Below are 3,166 nucleotides of genomic sequence, written 5' to 3' on the forward strand. Positions count from 1 at the left end.
CCCGCCGGCTGCGGACCCTGGTGGGGGGCGCCGCCCCGCCGCGGCGGGCCGGGGAGCGCACCCCCGAGCCGGGCGCCGGGCCGGCGGCGGTGGAGCAGCCGGCGCGGCCGCGGGCGGGGATCGTGGTGAACCCCTCGAAGTTCGCGCACCTGGACGAGCACGCGCTGCGCCGCCGGCAGGCGTACACGGCGGCGGTCTTCCGCTCCCACGGCTGGCAGGACCCGCTGTGGCTGGAGACCACGCCGGCCGAGCGCGGCGCCGAGCAGGCCCGCGAGGCGCTGGCGGCCGGGGTGGACCTCGTGCTGGCCGTCGGCGGGGACGGCACGGTGCGCGCGGTGGCGGAGGGCCTGACGGGCAGCGGGGTGCCGATGGGCCTGCTGCCGGCGGGCACGGGCAACCTGCTGGCGCGCAACCTGGACGTGCCGCACGCGGACCTGGCCGCGGCGCTGGACCTGGTCTTCTCCGCCCCCGACACGGCCGTGGACGTGGGGTGGCTGACGGTGGACCGCACCGGCGCGGACGCCGACCCCGAGCAGCACCTGTTCCTCGTCATGGCGGGCCTGGGCTTCGACGCGGCGGTGATGGCCGGCGTGGAGGACCGCCTCAAGCGGCACCTCGGCTACGCCGCGTACGTGGTCTCCGGGGCGCGGGCGCTGTGGGGGCCGCAGGCGCGGGTGCGCGTCAGCGTGGACGACGGGAAGCCGCTGCCGGTGCGCACCCGCGCGGTGATCGTGGGCAACTGCGGGCGGCTGACGCGCAACCTGGTGCTCATGCCCGACGCCCGCGTCGACGACGGCCTGCTCGACGCGGTGGTGCTCTCCCCGCGCGGCGGCATCGCCTGGGGCGAGGTGGTGTGGGCGATCGTCACCCGCGACCGCCGCGGGCAGCGGCGGGTGCAGCGCCTGCGCGGGCGCACCTTCGAGGTGCGCTGCGCCGAGCCGCAGGAGGTGGAGCTGGACGGCGACCCGATCGGCACCGCCCTGCGCGTGCGCGTGGCGGTGGAGCCGGGCGTGCTGCTGGTGCGCTGCCCGCCGCAGCACCCCTGAGGGGGCGCCGCGGGCCGGGCGCCGCCGGGTCAGGCGCCGCCGGCGCGCAGGTGGTCCAGCCAGTGCTGGGCGTCGGCGAAGTCGGCGTCGGTGGGGCCGTCGCCGAGGACGGTGCCGCCGCCGTCGGCGCGCGGGTAGCTGCCCACGAAGCGCACCCGCTCGCACACGCGGTGCAGGCCCATGAGGGCCTCGCCGACGCGGGCGTCGGCCAGGTGGCCGTCGCAGTCGATGGAGAAGCAGTACCGGCCCAGGGCGTCGCCGGCGGGGCGCGACTCGATGCGGGTGAGGTTGATGCCGCGGGTGACGAACTGCTCCAGGGCCTCCACCAGCGCGCCGGGGCGCTCCTCGCGCAGGAAGACCACCAGGGAGGTCTTGTCCTGCCCGGTGCGCTCGGGCAGCGTCCCGGGGCGGGAGAGGAGCACGAAGCGGGTCTGGGCGCCGGAGCGGTCCTCGACGCGCTCGGCGAGCACCTCCAGGCCGAAGCGCTCGGCGGCGAAGGGCGCGCACACGGCGGCCTCGAAGCCGGCGGCGGGCCCGCCGTCGCGCTCGGCGGCCAGGGCCTCGGCGGCGGCGGCGGTGGAGGTGGCCGGCACGTAGGCGACGCCGGGCAGCCTCTGCTGCAGCCCGTGGCGCACCTGGGCCCAGGCGTGGGAGTGGGTGCTGACGCGGCGCACGTCGCTCAGGGCCGTGCCGGGCCGGGCGGCGAGCACGAAGGAGACGGGCAGGACGACCTCGGCGACGACGACGAGGGGCTCGCCGGCGGCGAGGCCGTCCAGGGTGGCGGGCACGCCGCCCTCGACGGAGTTCTCGATGGGCACGCAGCCGACGTCGGCGGCGCCGGCGCGCACGGCCTCGATGGTGGCGTCGACGCTGGGCATGGCCTCGGCGGGCGCGTCGGGCACGACGGTGCGCAGCGCCGCCTCGGAGAAGGTGCCGACGGGGCCGAAGTACGCGTAGCGGGGCACGAGGCGGAACGGTATCCCGCCCGCGCGCCGCGCCGGTCGGCGCGCGCGGCACCCGGGCGGGGACCGGCCCGGGGTCGCGCGCGCCGGCCGGCGCGGCGGGCGTCAGCCGGCGCGGCGCAGGCGGCGGCGCTCCTGGCGGGCGCTCCAGATCTCCTCGCGCTGGTCCTCGGTGAGCCCGCCCCACACGCCGTAGACCTCGCGGTGGGACAGGACGTGCTCGCGGCACTGGCGCAGCACGGGGCACTCGGCGCACACCGCCAGCGCCGCGGCGTCGCGGTGCTGGCGGGCGGCGCCGCGCTCGAGCTCGGGGTGGAAGAACAGCTCCGGATCGGCGTCGCGGCACGAGCCGCGAAGCTGCCACTCCCACGCGTCGACGGTCGGGCGCAGCGCCTGCGTGGTCTGGTTCACGGTTCCCCCTGGCGTGGACGAGTCGTTCTTGCTGACCGCTCTTGCCCAGGGTCACCGCAGGCTAAACACAGAGCTACTAATCGATCACGTACGGTGAGTCCTGCCGGGGCCTCCCCGCACCCCGCGCGACCGGCCGCGCGGGCCCCACCAGGCGCACCAGCGCCACCAGCGCGCCGAACGCCCACCACAGGTCCCCGCTCTGCACCGCCCGCGCCAGCGGCACCGGCACGCTGCGCTCGGCCAGCAGGTTCGCCCCCCACCACGGCCACGCCACGCACAGCAGCGCGAAGCCCACCAGCGCCGCCACCACCCGCCGGCGCTCGCGCCCGTCACCGGCCAGCGCGCCCAGCACCACCACGCCCCACGCGAAGTGGTGCAGCCACGAGACCGGCGAGACCAGCAGCGCCACCACGCCGCACGCGGCGACCTCGCCCACCAGCGCGCCGCGCCGGTGCATGCGCCGCGCCACCGCGAAGCCCGCCACCGCCGCCGCGCCCGCCGCCACCAGCCACACCAGCGACGTCAGCTGCTCCGACAGGTACAGGCGCAGCAGGAAGCCGCGCACCGACTGGTTCGACGAGCCCGCGTTCGGCCCCAGCCGGTCCGGGTCCAGCAGCGCCGAGGTCCAGAACTCCAGGGACGCCTCCGGCGCCACCAGGAACGTCGCCACCGTCACGCCCGCCGCCGCCAGCACCGCGTTGCGCAGCTCGCGCCACTGCCGGGTGAGCGCGAAGTGCACCAGGAAGA

At 77.9% G+C, this 3,166-nt stretch carries 4 protein-coding genes; 1 reads left to right on the forward strand and 3 read right to left on the reverse strand.

The genetic code is table 11. From position 1 onward, the window contains the following. Nucleotides 1-1,046: diacylglycerol/lipid kinase family protein (locus GTR00_RS17720; RefSeq protein ID WP_205706090.1), on the forward strand; the 1,046-nt coding region annotated here is incomplete at its 5' end. Between the two features lie 29 nt (nucleotides 1,047-1,075). Here the strand turns inward: GTR00_RS17720 and pheA are convergent. The 3 genes from pheA to GTR00_RS17735 form a co-directional block, all read right to left on the reverse strand. Continuing rightward, nucleotides 1,076-2,011 (reverse strand): prephenate dehydratase, encoded by a 936-nt coding sequence (gene pheA / locus GTR00_RS17725; RefSeq protein WP_166612899.1) that lies wholly within the window; start codon nucleotides 2,009-2,011, stop codon nucleotides 1,076-1,078. Nucleotides 2,012-2,113: 102 nt separating this feature from the next. Beyond that, the gene (locus tag GTR00_RS17730) at nucleotides 2,114-2,419 is read right to left on the reverse strand and encodes a WhiB family transcriptional regulator (RefSeq protein WP_166612900.1); all 306 of its coding nucleotides are present in this window, start codon (nucleotides 2,417-2,419) and stop codon (nucleotides 2,114-2,116) included. Nucleotides 2,420-2,495: 76 nt separating this feature from the next. Next, nucleotides 2,496-3,166: glycosyltransferase 87 family protein (locus GTR00_RS17735; protein ID WP_166612901.1), on the reverse strand; the 671-nt coding region annotated here is incomplete at its 5' end.

The organism is Kineococcus indalonis (assembly GCF_009906395.1).
Lineage (GTDB): Bacteria > Actinomycetota > Actinomycetes > Actinomycetales > Kineococcaceae > Kineococcus > Kineococcus indalonis.